This window comes from Streptomyces sp. NPDC054866, from assembly GCF_053610745.1.
The window spans coordinates 1,299,127-1,321,656 of record NZ_JBSGZA010000002.1 but is presented as its reverse complement, the minus strand read 5'-3'; the positions used below and the strand labels follow the sequence as shown (position 1 = coordinate 1,321,656).

At 69.1% G+C, this 22,530-nt stretch carries 23 protein-coding genes and 1 riboswitch; of the genes, 13 read left to right on the top strand and 10 right to left on the bottom strand.

All coding sequences use genetic code 11. From position 1 onward, the window contains the following. Window positions 1-113: 113 nt before the first annotated feature. Both proP and bcp read right to left on the bottom strand, forming a co-directional pair. Window positions 114-1,610 carry a glycine betaine/L-proline transporter ProP gene (gene proP / locus ACWGI2_RS14610; RefSeq protein WP_453695562.1) on the bottom strand — a complete coding sequence of 499 codons (1,497 nt, stop codon included), beginning with the start codon at window positions 1,608-1,610 and terminating at the stop codon, window positions 114-116. Between the two features lie 121 nt (window positions 1,611-1,731). Next, the gene (bcp, locus tag ACWGI2_RS14605; protein ID WP_351164763.1) at window positions 1,732-2,199 is read right to left on the bottom strand and encodes a thioredoxin-dependent thiol peroxidase; all 468 of its coding nucleotides are present in this window, start codon (window positions 2,197-2,199) and stop codon (window positions 1,732-1,734) included. A 185-nt stretch (window positions 2,200-2,384) separates the two neighbouring features. On the opposite strand from bcp, the gene ACWGI2_RS14600 reads away from it, so the two are divergent. The 3 genes from ACWGI2_RS14600 (at window position 2,385) to ACWGI2_RS14590 (ending at window position 3,614) form a co-directional block, all read left to right on the top strand. Next, the gene (locus tag ACWGI2_RS14600) at window positions 2,385-2,714 is read left to right on the top strand and encodes a DUF3618 domain-containing protein (RefSeq protein WP_160505257.1); all 330 of its coding nucleotides are present in this window, start codon (window positions 2,385-2,387) and stop codon (window positions 2,712-2,714) included. Between the two features lie 97 nt (window positions 2,715-2,811). Continuing rightward, window positions 2,812-3,114: a GroES family chaperonin gene (locus ACWGI2_RS14595; RefSeq protein WP_190080540.1), complete on the top strand. Its 303-nt coding sequence runs from the start codon at window positions 2,812-2,814 to the stop codon at window positions 3,112-3,114. A gap of 68 nt (window positions 3,115-3,182) precedes the next feature. Further along, a riboswitch (guanidine-III (ykkC-III) riboswitch) is annotated at window positions 3,183-3,244 on the top strand. A 49-nt stretch (window positions 3,245-3,293) separates the two neighbouring features. Continuing rightward, the gene (locus ACWGI2_RS14590; RefSeq protein WP_160505255.1) at window positions 3,294-3,614 is read left to right on the top strand and encodes a DMT family transporter; all 321 of its coding nucleotides are present in this window, start codon (window positions 3,294-3,296) and stop codon (window positions 3,612-3,614) included. Between the two features lie 36 nt (window positions 3,615-3,650). Here the strand turns inward: ACWGI2_RS14590 and ACWGI2_RS14585 are convergent, their stop codons facing one another. Beyond that, on the bottom strand, window positions 3,651-6,143 hold the full coding sequence (locus tag ACWGI2_RS14585) for a transglycosylase domain-containing protein (protein WP_453695560.1): 2,493 nt from the start codon (window positions 6,141-6,143) through the stop codon (window positions 3,651-3,653). 196 nt (window positions 6,144-6,339) lie between these two features. Here ACWGI2_RS14585 and ACWGI2_RS14580 point away from each other — a divergent pair, with 196 nt between their 5' ends. The 4 genes from ACWGI2_RS14580 to ACWGI2_RS14565 are packed head-to-tail and all read left to right on the top strand — an operon-like array spanning window position 6,340 to window position 9,779. Beyond that, window positions 6,340-7,161, top strand: coding sequence for an ABC transporter permease (locus ACWGI2_RS14580; RefSeq protein ID WP_453695558.1), 822 nt, complete (start codon window positions 6,340-6,342; stop codon window positions 7,159-7,161). 49 nt (window positions 7,162-7,210) lie between these two features. Next, window positions 7,211-7,975 (top strand): ABC transporter permease, encoded by a 765-nt coding sequence (locus ACWGI2_RS14575; RefSeq protein ID WP_453695770.1) that lies wholly within the window; start codon window positions 7,211-7,213, stop codon window positions 7,973-7,975. 6 nt (window positions 7,976-7,981) lie between these two features. Next, window positions 7,982-8,947 carry an ABC transporter ATP-binding protein gene (locus ACWGI2_RS14570; protein ID WP_453695557.1) on the top strand — a complete coding sequence of 322 codons (966 nt, stop codon included), beginning with the start codon at window positions 7,982-7,984 and terminating at the stop codon, window positions 8,945-8,947. A 10-nt stretch (window positions 8,948-8,957) separates the two neighbouring features. Then, window positions 8,958-9,779: a DUF1707 SHOCT-like domain-containing protein gene (locus ACWGI2_RS14565; RefSeq protein ID WP_453695556.1), complete on the top strand. Its 822-nt coding sequence runs from the start codon at window positions 8,958-8,960 to the stop codon at window positions 9,777-9,779. A 40-nt stretch (window positions 9,780-9,819) separates the two neighbouring features. On the opposite strand, the gene ACWGI2_RS14560 is transcribed toward ACWGI2_RS14565, so the two are convergent. Next, on the bottom strand, window positions 9,820-11,139 hold the full coding sequence (locus tag ACWGI2_RS14560; protein WP_453695554.1) for an SGNH/GDSL hydrolase family protein: 1,320 nt from the start codon (window positions 11,137-11,139) through the stop codon (window positions 9,820-9,822). 391 nt (window positions 11,140-11,530) lie between these two features. On the opposite strand from ACWGI2_RS14560, the gene ACWGI2_RS14555 reads away from it, so the two are divergent. The 4 genes from ACWGI2_RS14555 (at window position 11,531) to ACWGI2_RS14540 (ending at window position 16,022) form a co-directional block, all read left to right on the top strand. Further along, on the top strand, window positions 11,531-12,742 hold the full coding sequence (locus ACWGI2_RS14555; protein ID WP_453395744.1) for a DUF445 domain-containing protein: 1,212 nt from the start codon (window positions 11,531-11,533) through the stop codon (window positions 12,740-12,742). Between the two features lie 176 nt (window positions 12,743-12,918). Further along, window positions 12,919-14,418 carry an MFS transporter gene (locus ACWGI2_RS14550; RefSeq protein WP_453695553.1) on the top strand — a complete coding sequence of 500 codons (1,500 nt, stop codon included), beginning with the start codon at window positions 12,919-12,921 and terminating at the stop codon, window positions 14,416-14,418. Window positions 14,419-14,440: 22 nt separating this feature from the next. Continuing rightward, the gene (locus ACWGI2_RS14545) at window positions 14,441-15,427 is read left to right on the top strand and encodes a GlxA family transcriptional regulator (RefSeq protein WP_453695552.1); all 987 of its coding nucleotides are present in this window, start codon (window positions 14,441-14,443) and stop codon (window positions 15,425-15,427) included. A 79-nt stretch (window positions 15,428-15,506) separates the two neighbouring features. Beyond that, a complete protein-coding gene (locus ACWGI2_RS14540; RefSeq protein ID WP_453695550.1) occupies window positions 15,507-16,022 on the top strand; it encodes a hypothetical protein in 516 nt (171 codons plus the stop codon). Window positions 16,023-16,080: 58 nt separating this feature from the next. On the opposite strand, the gene ACWGI2_RS14535 is transcribed toward ACWGI2_RS14540, so the two are convergent. Further along, window positions 16,081-16,392 (bottom strand): hypothetical protein, encoded by a 312-nt coding sequence (locus ACWGI2_RS14535; RefSeq protein ID WP_453695549.1) that lies wholly within the window; start codon window positions 16,390-16,392, stop codon window positions 16,081-16,083. Between the two features lie 209 nt (window positions 16,393-16,601). On the opposite strand from ACWGI2_RS14535, the gene ACWGI2_RS14530 reads away from it, so the two are divergent. Both ACWGI2_RS14530 and ACWGI2_RS14525 read left to right on the top strand, forming a co-directional pair. Beyond that, a complete protein-coding gene (locus tag ACWGI2_RS14530) occupies window positions 16,602-17,879 on the top strand; it encodes an FAD-dependent oxidoreductase (protein ID WP_453695548.1) in 1,278 nt (425 codons plus the stop codon). A gap of 195 nt (window positions 17,880-18,074) precedes the next feature. Beyond that, window positions 18,075-18,374, top strand: coding sequence for a hypothetical protein (locus ACWGI2_RS14525; RefSeq protein ID WP_453395739.1), 300 nt, complete (start codon window positions 18,075-18,077; stop codon window positions 18,372-18,374). A 221-nt stretch (window positions 18,375-18,595) separates the two neighbouring features. On the opposite strand, the gene ACWGI2_RS14520 is transcribed toward ACWGI2_RS14525, so the two are convergent. The 5 genes from ACWGI2_RS14520 to ACWGI2_RS14500 all read right to left on the bottom strand — a co-directional run bounded on the left by ACWGI2_RS14520 (window position 18,596) and on the right by ACWGI2_RS14500 (window position 22,528). After that, entirely contained in the window at window positions 18,596-19,108 is a 513-nt protein-coding gene (locus ACWGI2_RS14520; RefSeq protein WP_453695546.1) for a nucleoside deaminase, read from the bottom strand. Between the two features lie 29 nt (window positions 19,109-19,137). Beyond that, entirely contained in the window at window positions 19,138-19,659 is a 522-nt protein-coding gene (locus ACWGI2_RS14515; RefSeq protein WP_453695545.1) for a hypothetical protein, read from the bottom strand. Continuing rightward, window positions 19,656-21,131, bottom strand: a complete 1,476-nt coding sequence (locus ACWGI2_RS14510; RefSeq protein WP_453695544.1) for a hypothetical protein — start codon at window positions 21,129-21,131, stop codon at window positions 19,656-19,658. Before ACWGI2_RS14510 ends, ACWGI2_RS14515 begins: the two co-directional genes overlap by 4 nt. Window positions 21,132-21,485: 354 nt before the next feature. Next, window positions 21,486-21,683 carry a DUF397 domain-containing protein gene (locus ACWGI2_RS14505; RefSeq protein WP_453695542.1) on the bottom strand — a complete coding sequence of 66 codons (198 nt, stop codon included), beginning with the start codon at window positions 21,681-21,683 and terminating at the stop codon, window positions 21,486-21,488. After that, window positions 21,683-22,528: a helix-turn-helix domain-containing protein gene (locus ACWGI2_RS14500; RefSeq protein ID WP_453695540.1), complete on the bottom strand. Its 846-nt coding sequence runs from the start codon at window positions 22,526-22,528 to the stop codon at window positions 21,683-21,685. The genes ACWGI2_RS14505 and ACWGI2_RS14500 overlap by 1 nt, the downstream gene beginning before the upstream one ends. Window positions 22,529-22,530 lie beyond the last annotated feature (2 nt).

Here is a 22,530-nt window from a genome sequence, read left to right as displayed (position 1 = left end):
CAGCCTCGTACGGGCTAACGAACCGACAATCGGATCGTCACGTCCGGAATGCGGAACAGCCCGCCTCACTTTGGTGTGGGGGCGGGCCGGTCGGGAGGGAGGGGGAGGGAGTGTCAGAAGCGCGGTACGGGTGCTGCCGACTCCACCATTTCCGCCGCCTCCTCCTTCGTTTCCACCGACGGCGGCGAACCCGACAGCGGCTTCTGGGCCGTTTCCTTCATGCAGGCCACCGCGATGATGCCGACCAGCGCCGCCGCCATCGAGTAGTAGGCAGGGATCATGTCCGTCCCCGTAATGCTGATCAGGGACGTGATGACCAGGGGAGCCGTGCCGCCGAAGAGGGATGCGGAGAGGTTGTAGCCGACCGACAGGGAGCCGTAGCGGACCGACGTGGGGAACAGGGCCGGGAGCGTTGCCGACATCGTGCCCAGGAGGCAGACCAGGGAGAGGCCCAGCAACAGCATGCCGGCGGAGACCGCGAGCAGGCTGCCCTGCTTGATCAGGAGGAACGCCGGGATCGAGATGACCAGGAAGCTGATCATGCCCGTCATCAGGAGCGGCTTGCGGCCGAAGTGGTCGGAGAGTTTCCCCACCTGATTGATGATCAGCATCAGGACCACCATCGTGCCGATGAGGATCAGCAGGCCGTGCGAGTCGTCGTAGCCGAGCTCGTCCGAGAGGTACGTCGGCATGTACGAGAGGAGCATGTAGTCGGTGACGTTGTACGCGCCCACCAGGGCGATGCACAGGACCAGCATCGGCCAGTGCTCGCGGAAGATCTTGGCGAGGTCGCCCTTGGCCGTCGTCTCCACGGTGGACGCGCCCTCGGCCGCGGAGTGGAAGGTGGCGTCCTCCATCTTCTGGAACGCGGGCGTCTCGTCGAGCTTCAGCCGCAGGTAGAGGCCGACGAGGCCGAGCGGGCCCGCGACGAGGAAGGGGATGCGCCAGCCCCACGACTCCATGGCGTCCGAGCCGAGCGCGGTGTTGAGGATGAGGACCAGGCCCGCCGCGCCGGTGTAGCCGGCGAGGGTGCCGAGTTCGAGGAAGCTGCCGAAGTAGCCACGGCGCTTGTCGGGGGCGTACTCCGCGATGAAGGTCGACGCGCCGCCGTACTCACCGCCCGTGGAGAAGCCCTGGACCAGGCGGAAGAAGATCAGCAGGACCGGCGCCCAGAAGCCGATCGCGGCGTAGGACGGGATCAGGCCGATGGCGAGGGTGCCGATGGCCATGAGGATCATGGTCAGGGCGAGGACCTTCTTGCGGCCGATCTTGTCGCCCATAGGGCCGAAGACCATGCCGCCGATGGGGCGCACCAGGAAGGACACCGCGAAGGTGGCGAACGAGGAGATCAGCTGGACCGTGTCGTTCCCGGAAGGGAAGAAGACGTGTCCGATGGTGACGGCGAGGTAGCTGTAGATGCCGAAGTCGAACCATTCCATGGCGTTGCCGAGCGAGGCTGCCTTGACCGCCCGCTTGACCGCCGCCTCGTCCGTGACCGTGATGTCAGTGCGGCGCAGCGGGGGGTCCTTGCGCCGTTTGACGGCCCGGAAAAGCGTGCGGTGGCGCTTGATCGCGTCGGCGTCGGCCTCGGCTTCTTCGTGGGCCGCCATGAAGTAGATCCTTCCGTTCTGCGAACAGTCCTCCAGGGATCACTTGCTCGAACATGGCCGATGCAAACGAAAGCCCCCTTGAAGGGGGCTTCGTCACAGTCTTGGTGGCTGGGAGGTCAGATCAGATGCCCAGGTCCTTGATGATCTTTGCTACGTGGCCCGTCGCCTTGACGTTGTAGAACGCGTGCTCGACCTTGCCCGCCTCGTCGACCACGATCGTGGAGCGGATGACGCCGGTCACGGTCTTGCCGTACAGCTTCTTCTCGCCGAAGGCGCCGTACGCCTCCAGGGTCTCCTTGGACGGGTCGCCGACCAGGGTGACCTTGAGGTTCTCCTGCTCGCGGAACTTCGCGAGCTTCTCCGGCTTGTCGGGGGACACGCCGATGACGTCGTAGCCCGCGCTCGCGAGGACGTCGAGGTTGTCGGTGAAGTCGCAGGCCTGCTTGGTGCAGCCGGGGGTGAGGGCGGCCGGGTAGAAGTAGACGATGACCTTGCGGCCCTTGTGGGCGGCCAGGGAGACCTCGTTGCCGTCCGCGTCCGGCAGGGTGAAGGCCGGGGCCGTGTCGCCGGGGGTGAGTCGCTCGCTCATCTTCGGTCTCCTCGCACAGGATGTTCGTATCGCAGTTCGTATCGCACAGGGTGCTCGTAAAACGTGTGGTGACGGAGTCGAGCGTAATAGGGGTGCCGTGGGGTGCGGTGCGCGCGGAGCTGACAGACTGTCGGCGACACGTACAGAAGGAACAGACAGCCGGACACGACCACGGAGGCAGCGCGGTGTCGGACACGTCGGACAGCAGGACCCCGGCGCAGATCGAGGCGGACATCAAGCGCCGCCGCGTGACGCTCGCCGAGACGCTCGACGAGATCGGGGTGCGGGTCCACCCGAAGACGATCGTGGGTGACGCGAAGGCCAAGGTCGTCGCCAGGGTGGACAACTCCCTCGGGCGGGCGTACGTCGGCGCGAACCGCGTGGTCTCCGATGTGCGGGGCCAGTTGGTGACCGAGGACGGTGCGCCGCGTCTGGAGCGCATCGTGCCGGTGGCGCTGGTGGTCGTGGGGCTTGTGGGGATGCTCGCGGTGAGCTCGCGGCGCCGCAAGGACTGACCCGGCATCGTCCGGGAGGTCCTTCGGCAGGTAGGTTCGGGGCGTGAGCGCCAAAAGCCAGGGACACAGCACCCACGACGACAAGCTGCCCATCCGGATGCTGCACGACCGTGTGCTCGTGCGGCAGGACACCGCCGAGGGCGAGCGCAAGTCGGGCGGCGGCATCCTGATTCCCGCGACCGCCGCTGTCGGCAGGCGTCTGGCCTGGGCGGAAGTGGTCGCCGTCGGGCAGAACGTGCGCGCGGTGGAGCCGGGTGACCGGGTCCTGTACGACCCGGAGGACCGGGCCGAGGTGGAGGTGCGGGGTGTGGCGTACGTGCTGATGCGCGAGCGCGATCTGCATGCCGTGGCCGCCGACCGGTTCGAGGGCTCCGAGGATTCGACGGGGCTCTACCTGTAGGCGCGTAGGCGCACGAGTGTGGGTAAGGGGCTGGTGACCATCGTCACCAGCCCCTTACCCGTGTCGTTTGCTACCTTTTAAGGACCCCGACGAGACGCGCCGTACCGGGTTTCCGCAAAGACGACGCACCCCCATTGAAGTGACGCGTTCTCGCGTCTCTACGTGTCGGAGGTGCCGTCGTGGCCTGGGTTCTGTTGATCGTCGCCGGTCTGCTCGAAGTGGGCTGGTCGATCGGGATGAAGTTCACCGAGGGGTTCACGCGGCTGTGGCCGAGCGTGTTCACCGGACTCGGGATCGTCGCCAGCATGATGCTGCTCTCGCACGCCGCCAAGACGCTGCCCATCGGTACGGCGTACGGCGTGTGGGTCGGTATCGGTGCGGCCGGTGCGGCGGTGGTCGGGATGATGGTGCTCGGTGAGCCCGCCACCGCCGCCCGGATCTTCTTCGTCGTGCTGCTGCTGGTCGCCGTCGTGGGTCTGAAGGCGACTTCGGGGCACTAGTAGGCCGGCGCTACTCGGGGCACCAGCAGGCCGGCACTAGTAGGCCCCTGGCCACCCGGCGGTCTCGCCCTTGCGGCGGGCGGCCGTGCCTTCCGTGAGGCCGCCCATGGCTCCCGCGTCGTCGCCCGTTCCGCCGTCCACGGTGGAGCCGTCGGTCTGGCCGCCCTGGGCGGTGCCGGGGTCGGTGGGAATGCCTCCGTCGGTCGCTCCGCCGTCGACGGTGGCACCGCCGTCCGTCTGGCCCTGCGTCTGCCCTTGGTCCTGCCCCTCGGTCTGGCCCTGGTCCTGGCCCTGCGTCTGGCCCTGGTCCTGACCCTGGGTCTGGCCTTGGTCCTGCCCTTGGGTCTGGCCCTCGTCCTGGCCCTGCGTGTCGTCGCCGCCCGTGGCCGCGCCGCCGGTGGCCGGGTCCTCCTCGACGTCCGAGGGGTCCGGGACCACCGGCACGTCGGCGCCCTCCTCCAGTTGCAGGTCGAAGTCCTGCAACGGCTCGCCCTCCAGGGCGTCCCTGGTGAACTGCGCCCAGATCTGCGCCGGGTAGGCGCCGCCGTTGATGCGGGGCTGGCCGAGCGCCCCGTACAGCGGGGTGTGCGCGCCGGTGTCCGGGTTCTGGCCCATCACGGAGACCACGGTGGCGAGTTCGGGGGTGTAGCCCGCGAACCAGGCCGCCTTGTCCTCCTCGGCGGTGCCTGTCTTGCCCGCCGCGGGGCGGCCCGCTGCCTGCGCGGCCGTGCCGGTGCCGCCGTCGACGACGCTCTGCAGGATGGACGTGGTGGTGTCGGCGGCCTCGCGGCTGACGGCCTGCGCGGTCTTCTGCTCCGGCAGTTCGACCTCCTGGCCGTCCTTGGTGACCCGCTCGACCATCGTGTACGTGGGGTGCTTGCCGTGGTTGGCGAGCGTCGCGTACGCCTCCGTCATGTCCAGGACGGAGGCCGTCGAGGGGCCGAGCGCGATGGACGGGGACGCGGTCAGGTCGGGGGTGGTCTCGGGGACGCCGAGGGCGACCGCCGTGTCCTTGACCTTGTCCGAGCCGACGTCGACGGCCATCTGCGCGTAGACCGAGTTGACGGACTTGTCGGTGGCGGTGCGGACGGTGATGTCGCCGTAGTCGACGTCGTCCTCGTTCTCGGGGGCGTACGTCCCGCCGTCCCAGCCCTGCACCGGGCGCTTGTTGGTGCCGTCGTAGATGGTGTTCGGGTTGATCGGGCGGCCGTCCTGGGTGACCGAGCCGTTCTCCACCGCCGAGGTGAAGACGAACGGCTTGAAGGTGGAGCCCACTTGGTAGTCGCGGCGTGTGGCGTTGTTGACGTACTGCTTCGTGTAGTCGATGCCGCCGTACATCGCGACGACCTTGCCGGTCTTCGGGTCGATGGAGGCGCCGCCCGCGCGGACGTTGCGGTCGACCTTGCGGGCGTCCTTGTCGACCTTGGACATCACCTGGTCGTCGACGGCCTTCTTGAAGGCGTCCTGGCGGTCCTTCTGGAGGGTGGTGGTGATGCGGTAGCCGCCCTTGTCCAGGGTGTCCTCGTCGACGATGTCGTTGGCCGTCAGATAGTCCTCGACGGCGTCGACGAGGTATCCGCGCTGCCCGGAGAGGCTGGACGCGCCCTTGGCCTCCTTCGGCGCCGGGAACTTGGTCTTCGCGCGGTCGGCGGCGCTGAGCCAGCCCTCCTTGACCATGCCGTCAAGGACGTAGTTCCAGCGGCCCACGGCACGCTGCTTGTTCTCCGGGTGCGTCGCCACGTCGTACGCGTTGGGGGAGTTGAGGAGCGTCGCCAGGTAGGCGCCCTGGGCGGTGTTCAGATTCTTGACGTCCTTGCCGAAGTACGCCTGGGACGCGGCCTGCACGCCGTACGCGTTGCGCCCGAAGTAGCTGGTGTTCAGATACCCGGCGAGGATGTCGTCCTTGCTCACCTCGCGGTCCAGCTTGATGGAGATGAAGAATTCCTTGGCCTTGCGGGTGATCGTCTGTTCCTGGCCGAGGTAGTAGTTCTTCACGAACTGCTGGGTGATCGTCGAACCGGACTGTTTTCCCTTGCCGGTGACGGTGTTGTAGGCGGCGCGGATCATTGCCTTCGGGTCGACCGCTGACTCGCTGTAGAAGTCGCGGTCCTCGGCGGCGAGCGCGGCGTGCTGGACTTCCTTGGGGATCTGGCTCAGCGGGACGTTCTCGCGGTTGACCTCGCCGTCGCGGGCCAGTTGGCTGCCGTCGGCGTAGAGGTAGACGTTGCTCTGCGCGGTGGCCGCCGCGTTGGCCGGCGGGATGTCGACGATCATGTAGCCCGCGGCGAAGCCGCCGACGCACAGCAGGATCAGCAGGATGAAACCGCCGAGCACCATGCGCCAGGTGGGGAAGATCCGCCGCCATCCCTTGCGCTTGGGGCGCTTCTTCTTGCCCTTCTCGCCTTCGGCGGCAGGTGCCGCCGGACCGTCAGGGGTCTCATCGGGGGCCTCCGGGTCGTCCACGGGTTCGCGGGGCGCCCATCCCTCGGATCCTTTGGCGCCCTGCTGCTGCGGCTCGTCGCTGCTCATGTCTCGTGGAACTCCCGGTTCGCGTCGTACGTCACGTACGCCTCGTACGACCCATTGCACACTGTCGCTTCATGCGTTCCCTGCCAGGCACGCGCCGTGCGCCGAAAATGCCTGGCACGAGCGATGACGACCGCACTAGGCTCCGTCCCTTTGGCCCGGACCGGGCAAGGTCGTCGTCAAGACTCTCTTAAAGGGGATGCGTGTGCGTACAGGACGGTTCCGCTTGTACGCGGCCGTCGCCCGAGCGGGCTTCAGGCGTTACGCCACGTATCGGATCGCCACCATGGCGGGAGTGTTCACCAACACCGTCTTCGGGCTGATCCTGGCGTACACGTACATCGCGCTCTGGGACGAGAGGCCCGGGCTCGGCGGCTACGACCAGTCGCAGGCCCTGACGTTCGTGTGGCTGGGGCAGGGGCTGCTCACGGTGATGTCGTTGATGGGCGGCGGTTTCGAGGGCGAGCTGATCGAGCGGATCCGCACCGGGGACATCGCGATCGACCTGTACCGGCCCGCCGACCTCCAGGCCTGGTGGCTGGCGACCGACGTGGGCCGCTCCCTGTTCCAGCTGCTCGGGCGCGGTGTCGCGCCGATGGCGGTCGGCTCCCTCGTCTTCGACCTGGCGCTGCCCACCGAGCCGCTGCGCTGGTTCGCCTTCCTGCTCGCCGTGTTCCTCGGCGTGGTGGTCAGCTTCGCGATCCGCTTCCTGGTGGCGCTCTGCGCGTTCTGGCTGATGGACGGCGCGGGCGTGACCCAGATGGCGATGCTTGCGGGCGTCTTCTTCTCGGGAATGCTGCTCCCGCTGAACGTCTTCCCCGGCGCGCTCGGCGAGTTCGCCCGCGCCCTGCCCTGGTCCGCGCTGCTCCAGGTGCCCGTCGACGTGTTCCTCGGCAAGCACACCGGCGTCGGCCTGCTCCAGACGTACGCCTTCCAGCTCGGCTGGGCGGCGGCGCTCCTCACGGCCGGACGGCTGCTTCAGGCGGTCGCCACGCGACGGGTGGTGGTCCAGGGTGGCTGACCTGGCACAGGCACGGGAGGGGCTGCGCGCCTACCGGCTGATCTCCGGCATGTGGATCCGCTCCCTCATGGCCTACCGCCTGTCGTTCGCGATGACCGCTCTCGGCAACCTGGCGGTGACCGCGTTCGACTTCGCGGCCATCCTGCTGATGTTCTCCCAGGTGGACCGGCTCGGCGGCTACTCGCTGCCCGAGATCGCCTTCCTGTACGGGGCGTCAGGCACCGCGTTCGGGCTCACCGACCTCGCCATGGGGTCCATGGACCGTCTTGGGAAGCGGGTGAGGGACGGCACGCTCGACACGCTCCTGGTGCGGCCCGTCCCGGTGATCGCGCAGGTCGCCGCCGACCGGTTCGGGCTGCACCGGATCGGGCGCGTCGCCCAGGGCGCGCTCGTCCTCACGTACGCGCTCGTCGTCCTCGACATCGAATGGACCCCGCTGAAGGCCCTGATGATCCCGCTGATGCTGATCAGTGGTGCGGGGATCTTCGCGGCCCTGTGGGTGGCGGGCGGGGCCTTCCAGTTCCTGGCGCAGGACGCGGCCGAGGTGCAGAGCGCCTTCACCTACGGCGGCAACACGCTGCTCCAGTACCCGCCGACCGTCTTCACCAAGGACCTGGTGCGCGGGGTGACCTTCGTGTTGCCGCTGGCCTTCGTGAACTGGGTCCCCGCCCTGTACGTCCTTGGGCGGCCCTATCCGCTGGACCTGCCGGCGTGGGTGGCGTTCACGCCGCCGCTGGTGGCCGTCCTCCTTCTCGCGCTCGCGGGCCTCGCCTGGCGCACGGGCCTTCGTTCGTACCGCAGCACAGGGAGCTGAACTGCCGTGGAAACAGACCTCATTGAGCTGGACGGCGTCGAGAAGGTCTTCGACGTACGCAAGAAGACGGGCTTCCTGCGGCGCGAGAAGCACGAGGTGCGTGCCGTGGACGGCATCTCCTTCACCGTGCCGCGCGGCGAGATGGTCGGCTACATCGGTCCGAACGGCGCGGGCAAGTCCACGACGATCAAGATGCTGACGGGGATCCTGACCCCGAGCGGCGGCCGGTTGAGGGTCGCGGGCATCGACCCGTCCCGTGAGCGCACCCGCCTCGCGCGCCGTATCGGCGTGGTCTTCGGCCAGCGCACCACCCTGTGGTGGGACCTGCCGCTGATCGACTCGTACCGCCTGATGCACCGCATGTACCGGATCCCGGACGCCCGCTTCAAGGAGAATCTTGACCGCTGCGTCGAACTCCTGGAGCTGGGCGCCCTGTTGGATGTCCCGGTGCGTCAGCTCTCGCTCGGCCAGCGGATGCGCGGTGACATCGCGGCGGCGCTCCTGCACGATCCGGAGGTGCTGTACCTGGACGAGCCGACGATCGGCCTCGACGTGATCAGCAAGGCCAAGGTCCGTGAGTTCCTGCGGGACTTGAACGCGGAGGCGGGCACGACGGTCCTGCTCACCACCCATGACCTGACCGACATCGAGCAGCTCTGCAAGCGGGTGATGGTCATCGACCACGGCCGTCTGATGTACGACGGCGCACTCGCCGGGTTGCACGAGGTGGGCGAGAGCGAGCGCACCCTGGTCGTCGACCTGGAGCGCGAACTGCCGCCCATCGAGGTGGAGTCGGCGCGGGTGGTGAAGGTGGAGGGCCCGCGGCAGTGGCTCGCCTTCCCCGCGGCGGAGTCCGCAGCTCCGCTTGTCGCCCTGGTCGCGGCCCGCTATCCGATGGTCGACCTCTCGGTGAGGGAACCCGACATCGAGGCGGTCATCGCCAAGATGTACGCGGAGAAGGCGACCTCGTAGGCTGCTTCGTATGACCGACGAGCAGCCTCATCTCCCGGACCTCCGGGCCGCCGACGCCGACCGTGAGCGCGTCGCCGAACGACTCCGTGAAGCCGTGGCCGAGGGCCGCCTGGACATGGAGGAGTTCGGGGAGCGCCTGGACGCGACGTACAAGGCGCGTACGTACGGCGAGCTGGAGCCGATCACGCGGGACCTGCCGGCGGCGGGCGCGAAGCTCTCCATGGTGAAGCCGAGCTCCGCGCGCGAGGGCGAGATCGACTGGCCGTCCCGCGTCGGCGGCGAGGCGACCTCCACGGGCGGCTTCGCGTTCTGGAGCGGGTTCATGCGCAAGGGCGGCTGGACGGTGGGCTCGCGGTTCACCGCGTTCGCGATGTGGGGTGGCGGCGATATCGACCTGCGCGAGGCGCGGTTCGCGGACCGTGACGTGGAGATCCGCTGCTTCACGATCATGGGCGGCATCCAGGTCACCGTGCCGCCCGAGCTGAACGTCCAGGTCAAGGGCTTCGGGATCATGGGCGGCTTCGACGACAAGGCCACGGGCGAGGGTACGCCCGGCTCCCCGCGCGTGGTGGTCACGGGCTTCGCGCTGATGGGCGGGGTCGGCGTGGAGCGCAAGCTGCCGCGGGCGGAGCGCCTGCGGATCAAGGAGGAGCGCCGCCGCGAGAAGCTGGAGCGGCGTGAGGAGCGGCGGGCGGCGCAGCTGGAGCGGGGAGAGCGGGGGGAGCGAGGAGACCGGGGGGAGCAGCGGCGGAAGCGGCACGGGGAGCTGCACCGCAGGTCCGACTCCTCGCATCCGGCGCCGGGTGACTACGGCGCCGGAAGCGGCGACTAGCGACTCGCGACTAGCGGCTTGGGGCGAACAGCGGCCGGGCCTAGAGCTCGGCGGCCGCGGAGCCCCGCAGGTGCGCCAGGTTGAACGTCTCGGCCATCTTCCGGTAGCCCGAGTCGCTCGGGTGCAGGTGATCGCCCGAGTCGTACTCGCCGCGCAGCTTGCGGGGGTCGTACGGATCCCGCAGCGCACGGTCGAAGTCGACGAACTCGTCGAAGACCTTGCCGTCGCGGATCTGCTCGTTCACCGCCTGGCGCACGTTCTCCAGCTCGGGCTCGTACCCCCGGTGCCCGCCGAAGGGCATCAGGGTCGCCCCGACGACCCGAAGACCGCGCGTGTGCGCCTGGCGCGTCAGCTCCCGCAGGCCCTCGACGATGCGGTCGGGGTTGTTCTGGTGCGGGTTGCGCAGGATGTCGTTGACACCGAGCGCGACGACGACGGCCTTGACGCCCGTCCGGTCGAGCACGTCACGGTCGAAGCGCGTGAGGCCGCTCGGGTTGTCCGCCGGGGTGCCGTTGCCGTCCGAGAGGATGCGGTTGCCGCTGATCCCCTCGTTCACGACGCCGTAGCGCGGGGCGCCCGACTCGTCGCGGAGGCGGTCGGCGAGGGTGTCCGTCCAGCGGGCGTTGGCGCCCATCGTGGAGGAGATGCCGTCGGTGAGCGAGTCACCGAAGACGACGACGGTGCCGTCCGACTCGTTGGACAGGACGTCCACGGCCGAGAGGTAGCGCCAGGAGGTGCTCTGCTGGGTGTACGCGGCGCCGTTCGGGTCCTCCGTACGGTCGCCCTCGGCGACGTAGCTGACCTGGCGCGCGTGCGGGTGGAAGGTGACCGGGCCCGAAGGGGTCGGCGAGAACGTCGTGACCAGGAGGTCGCCGTCGTGCGGCACGCGCAGCCGGACCGCGTCGCTCGTCACCTGCTGGCCCGCGGGGATCACCACGGACGTGTTGCCGTTGAAGTTCAGGCGGCGCAGGGTGCCCGGAGCGGCCGCCGGGTTGTTCGCACCCACGGCGACGGCGATGGAGGCGTGGGTGATGCTCAGCGGGGTCTGTCCGTACAGGTTCGACAGGGTGATGCGGGCGCTGTCGCCGCCGACGCTGGTGTGCACGACATTGCGGATGGAGCGGCCCGCGAAGCCGTTGCGGTGCGTGTTTGGTTCGGCGGCCGCGGGGGATGCGGCCCAGGAGCCGACCCACGTTCCGGCGGAGGCGGGAGCCGCGGAGTTGCGCGGGCTGCGGGGCCCCGCGCTGATGGTGTCCTGAGATCCGTCGTCGGTGGATACACCGAGGTATATGGCGGCGGAAATCACCACTATTACCGCGAGGACCGCGGCAAGCAGGGCATAACCGTGACGCTTGGTCATGCGGGCTGTGTCTCCTCGAGCAGGGGGAGCCTGATCGAGGCTCCGATGTGATCACCCCATGATGCGTCATGGGCCGTGAGGCGGCCGACACTGCCCCCCTCCGACCATTCAGACGCCGGGAACTTGTGGTCCGTTCCAGGAGTCGGTCAGGAAGGGACGCAGAGAGACGGGGACAATACGTATGAGGACGCCGCGAACCACGCGAACGGGCCAGGTGGAGTGAGTGGAACGTACTAGTCGATCAATCCCGGAGGGTGCGCCCGAAGCGGATGCTGCCGGACAGCATGCCCGCGGGCCCCGCCCTCCAAGCGGCGTCCCGTCCGGCCCCGGCACGGGCGGTGGTTTCACGTACAGCCCCGCCGACGAGGAGAAGCGGCGCGGCGTCCGCCGGATGAAGATCACGGCGACGGGCCTCCTCGTCTTCGTCGCGCTCGTCTACGTACTCGCCAAGTGGGCCCAGAACTCCGGCGCGGGCGCCTGGGCGGGCTATGTCGCGGCGGCGGCCGAGGCAGGCATGGTCGGCGCGCTCGCCGACTGGTTCGCGGTGACGGCGCTCTTCCGCCACCCGCTCGGCCTGCCCATTCCGCACACGGCGATCATCCCGAACAAGAAGGACCAACTGGGCGCCTCTCTCGGCGACTTCGTGGGTGAGAACTTCCTCTCCTCCGATGTCGTACGAGGCCGGCTGCGCGCGGTGGGCATCGGCAGCCGCCTCGGCACCTGGCTGGCGGACCCCGAACACGCCGACCGGGTGACGGCCGAGCTGGCCACGGCGCTGCGCGGCGCCCTGACGGTCCTGCGCGACTCGGACGTCCAGGCGGTCGTCGGCGAGGCCATCACACGCCGCGCGGATGCCCAGGAGATCGCGCCGGGCATCGGGAAGATGCTGGAGAAGGTCGTCGCGGACGGCGGCCACCGGCGGGTCGTCGACCTCGTCTGCGTACGCGCCCACGACTGGCTGGTCGAGCACGACGAGTCGGTCATGGACGCGGTGCAGGGCGGCGCCCCCGGCTGGACCCCGCGGTTCGTCGACAAGAAGGTCGGCGAGCGCGTCTACAAGGAACTGCTCCGCTTCCTCGCCGAGATGCGGGACATGCCCGAGCACCCCGCCCGCGGCGCCGTCGACCGCTTCCTCGCCGACTTCGCCGCCGACCTCCAGTCGGACTCCGACACCCGCGAGCGCGTGGAGCGCCTCAAGCGTGAGGTGCTCGGCCGCGGCGAGGTGCAGGACCTGATCGCCTCCGCCTGGTCGGCGGTGCGCCAGATGATCGTGGCCGCCGCCGAGGACGAGCGCAGCGAGCTGCGCCTGAGGGTGCGGGCCTCGCTGCTCTCGCTCGGCGCGCGGATGGCGACCGACGCACGGCTCCAGCAGAAGGTGGACGGCTGGGTCGAGGGCGCCGCGGTGTACGTGGTGACGACGTACCGCGACGAGATCACCTCCCTCATCACCGACACGGTCGCGGGCTGGGACGCTGAGCACACGTCGAAGAAGATCGAGGCCCACATCGGCCGCGACCTCCAGTTCATCCGGATCAACGGCACGGTGGTGGGGGCGTTGGCGGGGCTCGCGATCTATACGGTGTCGCACGCGTTGGGGGCGTAGGCGGGTGGGCGGGGCGGTGGCGGACCCGCGTGGGTGCGGCGCCCGGCGGCTTCAGTGGGCGTGAGGGCGCGGTTGCTGGGCACTCTGGAGGAGTTCTCTCGACGCCGAGAGGGCCGTCGCCCGAGCTGCGGGAGCAGCAGGCCGCGACGTGGGAGCAGCGGAAGGAGCCGCCCGCCATGACCGCGTCGTCCACGCCCGCCCCGCCGCCGCCCGACCGGAAGCGCACCGACGGCGAGACCGGCACCGTCACCACCGCCGTGCCCGCCCGTCTCGACCGGCTGCCCTGGTCCCGCTGGCACTGGATGATCGTGATCGGCCTCGGCACGGTCTGGATCCTGGACGGCCTTGAGGTCACCGTCGTCGGCAACATCGCGAGCCGCCTCTCCGAGGAGGGCAGCGGCCTCGCCATCAGCTCCGCCCAGATCACCGGCACCGCCGCCGCCCTGTACGTGGCGGGAGCCTGCGCGGGCGCCCTCTTCTTCGGCCGCCTCACCGACAAGTTCGGCCGGAAGAAGCTCTTCATGGTCACCCTCGCGGTGTACCTCGGCGCCACCGCGCTCACCGCGCTCTCCTTCGACGCCTGGTGGTTCTTCCTCTTCCGGTTCCTCACCGGCTTCGGCATCGGCGGCGAGTACGCGGCCATCAACTCGGCCATCGACGAACTGATCCCGTCCAAGTACCGCGGCCGCGTGGACCTGATCATCAACGGCAGCTACTGGCTGGGCGCGATCGGCGGTTCGCTGCTCTCGGTCGTCATGCTGAACACCAGCATCTTCCCGAAGGACGTCGGCTGGCGGCTCACCTTCGCCCTCGGCGTCGTACTCGGCCTGGTGATCCTGCTCGTACGGCGCCATGTGCCGGAGAGCCCGCGCTGGCAGTTCATCCACGGCCACGGCGAGAAGGCGGACGCCCTCGTCACGTCGGTGGAGCGGGAGATCGAGGAGGAGAAGGGCGAACGCCTGCCGCCGCCCGACCGTGAGATCACCATCCACCAGCGCAAGAGCATCGGCTTCGGCCTCATCGCCAGGACCGTCTTCCGCGACTATCCCAAGCGCGCGGTGCTCGGCCTGTCCCTCTTCATCGGCCAGGCGTTCCTCTACAACGCGATCACCTTCGGCTTCGGCGCGATCCTCACCAAGTTCTTCGACGTCCCCTCCGGCAGCACGGGTTACTACTTCGCCGTCATCGCCGCGGGCAACTTCCTGGGCCCGCTCTTCCTCGGCAAGCTCTTCGATACGGTCGGCCGCCGGATCATGATCTCGTCGACGTACATCGTGTCGGGCGTCCTGCTCTTCGGCACGGCCTGGCTCTTCGACCGTGGTTCGCTCAGCGCGGCGACGCTCACGGCCTGCTGGTGCGTGGTGCTCTTCTTCGCGTCGGCGGGCGCGAGCAGCGCGTACCTCACGGTTTCCGAGATCTTCCCGATGGAGACCCGTGCCATGGCGATCGCCTTCTTCTACGCCATCGGCACGGCGGCCGGCGGCATCAGCGGCCCGCTGATCTTCGCCAAGCTGACCGAGTCCGGCGTCGTCGGCGACACGGTGCTCGCCTTCCAGATCGGGGCGGGCCTGATGTGCGCGGCGGGACTTGTGGCGGCGGTGTTCGCGGTGAAGGCGGAGAGGCGGTCGCTGGAGGACATCGCGCGGCCGCTTTCGGAGGCGAAGGCCTCCGGGTGATGCGGATGGGAAGATCCGGGGCATGAGCGGAGAGGAAGCAGTGGGCGGCCACCGGGTGGCCGTGCTCGTGCGCGACGGCGTGCTGCCCATGGAACTCGGCCTGGTCCACCAGCTGTTCGGCAACGCCCGCTCGGCACAGGGCGCGCGCCTCTACGACCTGACGACCTGCGCCCTGACCCCCGGCCTCATCCGCACGGACGCCGACTTCCCCGTCCACGCCGAGCACGGCCCCGAAGTGCTGGCCGCCGCGGACACGGTGATCGTCCCGGCATCGCACGAGGAGGACGAGTCGCTGGGGCCGGGCGGCCTTTCGCCTGCGCTGGCGGGCGCGCTGGAGTCCGCCACCGGCGCCCGTATCGCCTCCATCTGCACCGGCGCCTTCGTCCTCGCGGCAGCGGGCCTGCTGGACGGCCGCAGGGCGACGACGCACTGGCTCTCGGCGGACCTCTTCGCCCGTACGTTCCCGACCGTGACGGTGGACCCGGACGTCCTGTACGTGGACGAGGGCCCGGTCCTCACCTCCGCGGGCGAGGCGGCGGGCATCGACCTGTGCCTGCACATGATCCGTGGCGATCACGGGGCGGCGGTCGCGGCAGACGTGGCCCGCCGCAATGTCGTACCCCCGCACCGCGAGGGCGGCCAGGCCCAGTACATCCGGCGCCCGGTGGCGGAGCCCCGCCTGACGTCGACGGGCCGGGCCAGGGAGTGGGCCCAGCAGCGCCTGTCCGAGCCCTTGACGCTGGCCGAGATGGCCGAGCGGGAGTCGATGAGCGTGCGCACCTTCAGCCGCCGCTTCCGCGAGGAGACGGGCCTGACGCCGATGCAGTGGCTGACCCAGCGCCGCGTGGACCGGGCCCGCGAGCTCCTGGAGGAGACGGACCGCACGGTCGACCGCATTGCGGCGGATGCGGGCTTCGGCACGGGCGCGTCGCTGAGGCAGCACTTCCAGGCGGGGCTGGGGGTGTCGCCGGGGGCGTACCGGGTGACGTTCAGGGGGACCCGGGGCTGACCGCTCCGGCGCGTGAGGAGTCCCGTTCTGAGTACGCGTACTCTGTCGCGCCCCCGGCCGGGTCGGCAGGCTCGTCCGCATGACGGCAAAGTCGATGAACATGAGCCCGCGCATGAGTCCGCGCCGCATAGGCCGGCGCATGAGCCCGCGCCACGAACTGAGCCCCATCAGTGCGCGGAACCTGCTGAAGCCCCTGCCCGGGAGCCCTCCGCTGAGGCGCTGGACGACGCGCGCCGTCGGCGCGGGCCTCGCGGCAGCGGCGTACCTCCTCTGCCTGCCCTGGGACCTGCGCAACCGCCCTGAAACGCCCGGGGCGATCAACGAGACGTCACCGGTAACGGCGCTCGGGATCGCCGGCCTGACCGTCGCGATGCTGTCCCTGGCGGCCTACTTCGGCTTCCGCGACCGCCTCGGCCTGGCGCTGCTGATCGTGGCGGGCCCGCCGGCGACGCTGATGTACGTCTCGTTCGACAGCCACCCGGAGCCGGACGCGGCGGTGTGGCCGCTGGCGTGGGGGTTCTTCGTGCTTGTGATGGGGGCGGGGGTGCTAGCGGTGGCGGGGTTCGCGCGCTTGTTCAGGGATACCGAGGCCTGAACTTCAGGGGTACCGAGGCCTGAGCGAGTCCAGGGATGCCGAGGAAGCCTGAGCGAGTTCAGACGGACGCCTGGCGCCGATCGGCAAGCACCCAAGAGGCAAGCCCCACACCCCCCGCGACCGCGAAGACGGCGGGCCAGGCCCCGACCTTCTTGGCGAGCGGATGCGACCCGGCGAAGGCGGCGACGTAAGTGGCACTGAGCGCGGCGGCGGTCTTGCCTCCCGCAGTGGCACGCCACTGCTGAGCGGCGGCGGCTCCCGCGGCGGCGAGAACGACGCCACCGAGCGGCCGCTTCTTGGTCCACCGGGCGACGGCGAACCCGCCGACGAGCCCACTGGCGGCCACTGCTGCTGCGGGTACCTGTGCCATGCCTGCCTCGCTTCCACTTCCACGGCTGCCAGCTGATGCTTCCAACTGACGCTTGCAGCCGATACGTCCCTCGATGGTCCGTCGCCGAGGCTAACGCGCTGCCGGGAAGCCTTGCGGCGAGGGGGCCCGCGCCGCGTAGGTTGGTGAGGGTGCGCGCTGCGGCCGAGCGGCGCGACCGAAGGCGCACCGACGAGGGACCGATAGTAGAGATGACCGCGCGAACCACTCCTGACCACCGCACCAGCCGCACCCGAACCGCCCTGGTCATCGGGGGTGGCATCGCAGGCCAGGTGGCGGCGATGGCGCTGCGCAAGGCGGGCATCGAGGCGACGGTGTACGAGGCGCACGAGACGTACGAGACGTACGACGCCAAGTCGAGTGGCCGGGGCGGTGGGATGACGATCGCCCCGAACGGCATTCAGGCGCTGGAGGCGATCGACGCGGCGGAGACGGTGAGCGCCATCGGCACCCCGGTGACGGCCCTTGGCCTGCGTAGCTGGACGGGCAGGCACCTGGCCCAACTGGCCCCGCCCGCTGACCTCCCCACCACACGCTTCGTCTGGCGGACGGAGCTGCACGAGACGATCGCGGCGGAGGCGGAACGCCGCGCGATTCCCATTTTCCGGGGCAAGCGGCTGCTGGACGCGACGGACACGGGCACGGGGGTGACGGCCCGTTTCTCGGACGGCTCACTGGCGAGGGCGGACGTCCTGATCGGCGCGGACGGCTTGCGCTCGACGGTGCGCACGCTGATCGACCCGTCGATCCCGAAGCCGCACTATGCGGGAACGCTCACCTTCACGGCACGCGTACCGAGTACGGAACTCCCTTCAACGGAGGGGGTGTTGTACATGTGCTACGGCAAGAGGGCGTACTTCGCCTACCAGATCTTCGACGACGGTTCGGCGGCCTGGTTCGCGAACCTGCCGCACCGGGAGCCGATGACGTCGGCGGAGGCGCAGGCGGTGGGTGCGGGGGAGTGGCTGAAGCGCCTGGGGGAGGCGTTCGCGGCCGACCGCACCGCGGCGCCGGACTTGGTGCGGGACACGCCCGCGGAGGACTTGCTGATCACAGGCCCCACGGAAACGATGCCCCCGATCCAGACGTGGAGCCGGGGCCGCATGACCCTGATCGGCGACGCGGCACACGCGACGCCACCGACATCGGGCCAGGGTGCGTCGCTGGCATCGGAGAGCGCGGTGGAACTGGCCCGCTGCCTAAGGGACTTGCCCCCGGGCAAGGCGTTCAAGGCGTACGAGACCCTGCGCCGCCCCAGGGTGGACCGCATCCTGAAACACACGACGGCGACGGCGACGGCCACGTCGGCGGCAGCCCGCACAGCTACGCCGAAGCCGGCGGGCCCAGTGAGCCGAGTCCTCCGAGACGCCCTGCTGCCGGTGGCGACGAAGGTGGGCGGGGCGGGGGGAGCGGTGTGGGGGGCGTGGCAGTTCGAGCACCGGATCGACTGGGACGAGAGGGTCGGATAGACAGGCGACGTGTGCGCCCGTCCGCGGAGCTCAGCGCCCGTCCACGGCGGTAGGCGCCCGTCCGCGGCGGTCGGGCGGCGGTCGGCGGCTGTCCGGGTGAAATGCGGCGGGGCAGGGTCTGTGCGGTCGGGGAAGAGGGCAGTCCCTTGGACACACCCCCATGATCGCGATGATCACGTACCTGAAAGGGACCCCATGCGTATTCGTACCGCCTTGGCTGTCACCGCTCTCGCCGCCACCGCAGTGCTGGGCGCCAGCGGCACCGCCCTCGCCGACGACGACCACGACAGGGGCTGGCGGGCCGGCTTCGCCTACGAGAACCTCGGCGGCCCCGCCGGAATCACCAAGGCCGCCGGCCACGCCGAAGGCGGCCACCACGACGGGGGCTGGCATCGAGGCTTCGCCTACGAGAACCTGGGCGGCCCGGCCGGAATCACCCATGCCGCGGGCTACGGGGCAGGCAGCCACGACGACCACGACAACGACAACGACTGACGCACCTCTCAAGCACCACATGGAAGAGGGCCCGCCATGAGCGGGCCCTCTTCCGTGTGTCCGTGTCCGTCCGGCACCGGGACAGGGCGGAGTTGATGGTCTCGAAAACTGACGCAGAGGGCGGTGGCACGGTCCTCTACTACGACCAGGTGCTACGGCTAGCCCGTTACTCAACGCTGCTTCCACTGACCGGCGGGCTCCCTGCCCCCTGCCCCGGAGGGTCAGAGCTTCGGCTCCACGGGGAACGGCAGGGCGCCCGACCACTCGCCGAGAGCGCCCGCGGCAGTGGAGCGCAGCTCGCCCGCCACAGGCACTTCGGCAAGCAGCTGCCGCTCTGGGTTCGGGAGGGCCAACTCGCGGTAGAACTGCAGGTCTTCGAAGCCATTGAGGGCGACGTCGTGGCTGGTTGCGGCGTACACGAGCCGGGGGATTCGGGCCCAGTAGCAAGCGGTGAGGCACATAGGGCAGGGCTCACTGCTCGCGTACATCACGCCGTCGTCCATGAGATGACTCCCGAGCCGCTTGCCCGCGTCACGCAACGCCATGACCTCGGCGTGCGCGGACGGGTCCTGGAGCTCGACGACGGAGCTGGTACCCGTGCCCGCGACCTCCCCGTGCACCACCACGACAGCGCCGAAGGGTGTCTTGCCCTCGTCCTCCAGGGCCTTCCGGGAGATGGCGATGGCCTGCTCCAGGAACTTGCGGTCCTGCTCGGTCTCGGGTGCGTAAGGCAACGGAATCTCTCTCCTTCGCGTCGTACGTGTCACATGTGGACCGACGGGTCCGAATCGCTGAACGGCCCATCCAGGTTCACGTCGTAACTGGTCAGAGGCGTTGTCGCACCGGGCCTTGAGATGATCCGCAGGACCTGATCGGTGCGCGGCGCATCGCACCACCGGCCCTCTTCCTGGACATCGACCATATCCGGAACGGATGCGCCAGATTCGCTTCCTTCGATGATGAGCCGCTGGATGTGCGGGGAGGGCACTTGGAGGAGTGAGGCGGACGCGGCGAGGCGGTGGTTCCACTGGCTGAAGGACTGCGCCATGGCCGGGCCCTCGGGCCCGTCACTGACGACGGCCGGAAGATTGTGGAGCAGGACGCGGGTGATCCGCAGAGAAGTGTCCCCGCGCAACTGGGCCTTGATGAGCGCCTCGTCGACTGCGTTGCGTAGGGGCAGCCGTTCCGGCCTCAGCCAGTCCAGGCTGCACTGAACGACAAGGGCAGCCTGCACGTCGGCAGCGCCGATGCGGTCGATGGCCGCACCCCATTCCTCATAGTTCACGGCGCGCTCCCGGTATGTGCGCCGACGAGCTGGAGAACACGCAACCCGGTGACGACCGCCTCTTGCGGATCATCGAAGTCTGCGGCGCCGGGCAGGACGCGATGCGCGAGACCGGCCGCAGCGTTCAGCGCGGGGGCGGACAGCCCACCGAGGAAGGACCGGAGTTCGTGGTCCGGATCGCCGGGGGCAAGGGGCGCCAAGCGCGCGGCGATGATGAGGAGCATGGCCGCGGGCCGGACATGAGGCGCAGCGCGGGGAGCGGGCGTACGAATGACTGACCGCTCCCGTCGCCGCTGTACCTGATCCCAGGGCGAGTCGGAACCGTCGCTGCGCACCATGAGAATCAGCAGAGCCTTCTGTGCGTCCGCGGCGGTGTCGAACCAGCGATGACTGGCGAACGTCCGTAGATACGCGCCGAGAAGCTGCGGGTCGGGCGTGAACTCGGGCCGGATGAGCTCGGGAGGATGCTCGGCTCGTACGTCGCGCAGGGTCGCGAGGGCATTGACGGAGACGAGGGCCCAGAAACGGTCGAACTCAGCGAGACTGCCGAAGAGTTCCCGCGACCGCCGGGCCTCGGGAGTGCCGGCCGGAGGGTCGCTGACGCTGCCGTACAGGACGGCCCGAGTCTCACTCAACACGGATGCACCGTCCCAGTAATTCCCCATGAACTTCCGTCCGGTGAGGAACTGGTGGATCCCATAGAAGGCACCAGCCTGATCCGAACCATGAAACTCGGTGAAATCCTGAGCCCAGAGCAGCATGGCTTCCGGACTCTCGAAGACAGACCCCATATCGGCGGAACTGCTCACGGACACCGGATCGGGGTCGGCCTGGCGGAGAACGAGCCGACGGCTGTCGACCGACGTGGCGACAAGTTCCCGGGCGGCGCGCTTGGAGGCGATGCCGCGCTGGGACATCAGTGTCGCTGTGCTGCCGAGCCAGGCGAGATACCGACTGGCTTCACCGAGCGCGACGGCGGGATCGGGCAGCTTCCGTACGCGCTGTATCAAGGATTCGACGATCGACTCTGCACACCCGACCACGACGACGGGATCGGTACCGCGCACGAGCGCGGCACGACAGAGCCGGTGCAGAACTTCCAGGTGGAGAGCGGCGATGTCTTCGCTCACGGGAGCAGGCGCTTGGGTACTGGTCAGCTGAAGTACGAGATTGCGTATGCCGTTGGGGTCGTTGCCGCTGATGACTTGATCGAGGGCGCCGAGGTAGGAGGCGACTACGGGATCATCGCTGAGCCCCTGATGTTCTTGCGCCAGGGGTGTCTGCCGAGCCCGCAGCTCGGTGAGCCCGAGGGCGAGGGTGCGCCGCAGCAGCCGATTGCGCCCACCGATGCTGGCGAGCCCGAACAGCCGCGCAAACGAGAAGATTCCGAAGCAGTTGGCGAGGAGGAAAAGGAGCGCCCCGTAGGTCGTACTCCGCTCACTCTGCCCGAGGATCCCACCCGCGGTGAACATGGCGGCCACCCAACCGGCAAGGACCCACTCCCTGAAGGCGATATGGCTGTCTATGGCGCGGAGGGAGGGCCATGAACTGGCGGCGGAAAAGGAGAGCGCGAAGATGACGGCTTCGCCGGTGAGGAGGGTGGCGAAGAAGGCGATGGTGAACTGGGTGGCATCGACCGCGTCGTCCCGCCCGACGGGCCACTTCCACGCCACGGTCCCGAGGACGAGAGCCCCAACTGCGAGTGCTGTGCGCCGCCTCGTGTGGCCCATGCCCCCGTCTGCCTCTGCTCCCTGAGCTGGATTTGTTCGAGCAACTGTGCCAGGGGGCAGGGGGGTTGCCAAGCCAAGCCTGCAGTGTCGTCAGGGTCAGGGGCGCGGTATGTCTCGTATGAATGCTACGAAGTTGGTCCAGATGTGCGGCTCGACGGCGAGTCGATCGTGGGTGGCGCGCTTGGAGTCTCGCACAAGGACCCTGTGCTCAGTCACTGCTACCTCGACGCATTCGGTCCCGGACCCCCCGCTGTAGGAGGACTTGAACCAGTGGAGAGGGCGTCGGGCGTCCATCACAGCTCCCTGAGGATTCGGCGAATGGCTTGGCTGGATGATGGCAGATCAAGGGCCTGGGCAAGAAGGTAATCGAACGCCAACCTGTACCGCTCGAGCTCTTGGGGCTTCTCCATGAAGAGCCCGCCTCCGAGGAGATCGACGTATACAACGTCCAAGTCCTGGCTCTGGCCCCGCAGAAGCGCGAAGCTTCCCACGGCGGCTGCGTGGGCGCCTGCCGAGAACGGCAGTAGCTGAACCGTCACGTGTGGGGTCTCGGCCAGCTCCAAGAGGTGCTGGAGCTGCTCCCGCATGATGTCGGCTCCACCCACGACGCGGTGGACGGCAGCTTCGTCGATGACGGCCCAAACGTGGGGAGGCTCGGGGCGCTGAAGGATCTCCTGTCGCTTCATGCGAATGTCGACCATGTGCTGCACCTCGCGGTCCGAGCAGCCCATCTCTGACGCCCGGTGCACGGCCTCGGCATACGCCCTGGTCTGGAACAGGCCCGGGATGTACATGCATGCGTAGTGGTCCTCGCGCACCACCTCGTCCTCAAGGGTCAGCATGAGGTTCATGGACTCGGGGACGGGGTCGGCCAGGGAGCGCCACCACCCTTGGATCCGAGCACCCTTTGCGAGTTCGACCAGAGCCGTACGTACGTCGTCGTCGGCATCGTACTCGCGACAAAGGGCATCCACCGCAGGCCACTTGACCGTGCCCTCCTTGGTCTCGTATCGGCTGAGGGTGGCTTTGGAGATGCCTACGCGGGAGCCTGCTTCCTCCAGCGTGAGGCCCTTGCGTTCCCGTAGACGACGGAGGTCGGCGCCTAGTTGGCGTCGGCGGGTGGTAGGCCCAACTGCCATCT

Coding starts and splice junctions, on each gene's coding strand:
- proP (WP_453695562.1), bottom strand. CDS start 1,610: ATGGCGGCCCACGAAGAAGCCGAGGCCGACGCCGACGCGATCAAGCGC.
- bcp (WP_351164763.1), bottom strand. CDS start 2,199: ATGAGCGAGCGACTCACCCCCGGCGACACGGCCCCGGCCTTCACCCTG.
- ACWGI2_RS14595 (WP_190080540.1), top strand. CDS start 2,812: ATGCTGCACGACCGTGTGCTCGTGCGGCAGGACACCGCCGAGGGCGAG.
- ACWGI2_RS14585 (WP_453695560.1), bottom strand. CDS start 6,143: ATGAGCAGCGACGAGCCGCAGCAGCAGGGCGCCAAAGGATCCGAGGGA.
- ACWGI2_RS14580 (WP_453695558.1), top strand. CDS start 6,340: ATGCGTGTGCGTACAGGACGGTTCCGCTTGTACGCGGCCGTCGCCCGA.
- ACWGI2_RS14575 (WP_453695770.1), top strand. CDS start 7,211: ATGTGGATCCGCTCCCTCATGGCCTACCGCCTGTCGTTCGCGATGACC.
- ACWGI2_RS14565 (WP_453695556.1), top strand. CDS start 8,958: ATGACCGACGAGCAGCCTCATCTCCCGGACCTCCGGGCCGCCGACGCC.
- ACWGI2_RS14560 (WP_453695554.1), bottom strand. CDS start 11,139: ATGACCAAGCGTCACGGTTATGCCCTGCTTGCCGCGGTCCTCGCGGTA.
- ACWGI2_RS14555 (WP_453395744.1), top strand. CDS start 11,531: ATGAAGATCACGGCGACGGGCCTCCTCGTCTTCGTCGCGCTCGTCTAC.
- ACWGI2_RS14550 (WP_453695553.1), top strand. CDS start 12,919: ATGACCGCGTCGTCCACGCCCGCCCCGCCGCCGCCCGACCGGAAGCGC.
- ACWGI2_RS14545 (WP_453695552.1), top strand. CDS start 14,441: ATGAGCGGAGAGGAAGCAGTGGGCGGCCACCGGGTGGCCGTGCTCGTG.
- ACWGI2_RS14540 (WP_453695550.1), top strand. CDS start 15,507: ATGACGGCAAAGTCGATGAACATGAGCCCGCGCATGAGTCCGCGCCGC.
- ACWGI2_RS14535 (WP_453695549.1), bottom strand. CDS start 16,392: ATGGCACAGGTACCCGCAGCAGCAGTGGCCGCCAGTGGGCTCGTCGGC.
- ACWGI2_RS14530 (WP_453695548.1), top strand. CDS start 16,602: ATGACCGCGCGAACCACTCCTGACCACCGCACCAGCCGCACCCGAACC.
- ACWGI2_RS14525 (WP_453395739.1), top strand. CDS start 18,075: ATGCGTATTCGTACCGCCTTGGCTGTCACCGCTCTCGCCGCCACCGCA.
- ACWGI2_RS14510 (WP_453695544.1), bottom strand. CDS start 21,131: ATGTTCACCGCGGGTGGGATCCTCGGGCAGAGTGAGCGGAGTACGACC.
- ACWGI2_RS14505 (WP_453695542.1), bottom strand. CDS start 21,683: ATGGACGCCCGACGCCCTCTCCACTGGTTCAAGTCCTCCTACAGCGGG.
- ACWGI2_RS14500 (WP_453695540.1), bottom strand. CDS start 22,528: ATGGCAGTTGGGCCTACCACCCGCCGACGCCAACTAGGCGCCGACCTC.